Annotated in this window: 2 protein-coding genes; one reads left to right on the plus strand and one right to left on the minus strand. The window is 68.4% G+C overall.

All coding sequences use genetic code 11. The annotated features are described in order from the left end of the window. Positions 1 to 188 (minus strand): hypothetical protein (locus AC1DWF_RS35545; protein WP_476843157.1); only part of this gene is annotated, 188 nt, incomplete at its 3' end. A 29-nt stretch (positions 189 to 217) separates the two neighbouring features. On the opposite strand from AC1DWF_RS35545, the gene AC1DWF_RS35550 reads away from it, so the two are divergent. Further along, positions 218 to 643 (plus strand): ABC transporter substrate-binding protein (locus tag AC1DWF_RS35550; RefSeq protein ID WP_476843158.1); only part of this gene is annotated, 426 nt, incomplete at its 3' end.

Genomic DNA, 643 nt, shown 5'->3' on the forward strand with positions numbered 1-643 from the left:
CCCCCCGGGCGTGCATCGGCAAGGGCCGGCGCCAGCGCCAGGGCGGCGGCGGCCAGGAGGGTCAGGAATCGGGCACTGCGGCGCATGGTCTCGGCATCTCCCAGGAAAATCAGGTCGGGGACAATTCTGTCTTGGATGCAATATACTGGAAGGGTCGACGGATTGCGACATCTTGTCGCAGGGGTCACTCTCGCGGGGTTTCCAGCGGGAGGCCCGAATGTGGTATCGTAATGTTCTGGCGGCAATGGCCGTTGCAACAGGCCTCTCCGGGCCCGCCCTCGCCCAGGCGCCCCAGCGGATTTTCCGCGCCGCCACCAGCGTGGACGCGGCGACGCTGGACCCGCACGCCACCAACGCGCTCTTCACCTACCTGGTCGTCAGCCAGATCTATGAGCCGCTGACCTACCGGGCGGATGACCTGCGGGTCTATCCGGGCCTCGCCACTGCCTGGGAGCAGGTCGAGCCCACCCGCTGGCGCTTCCAGCTCCGCGACGGCGTGCGCTTCGCCGGCGGCGAGAGCTTCGAGGCCGACGACGTGGTGTTCAGCGTCCAGCGCGCCCTCGCCCCCACCAGCAACTACGGCATCTACGTGGACACGGTGGCGAGCGTCACCGCGGTGGACCGGCTGACGGTGGACATCGTC

The organism is Aminobacter sp. P4_D5 (genome assembly GCF_056401815.1).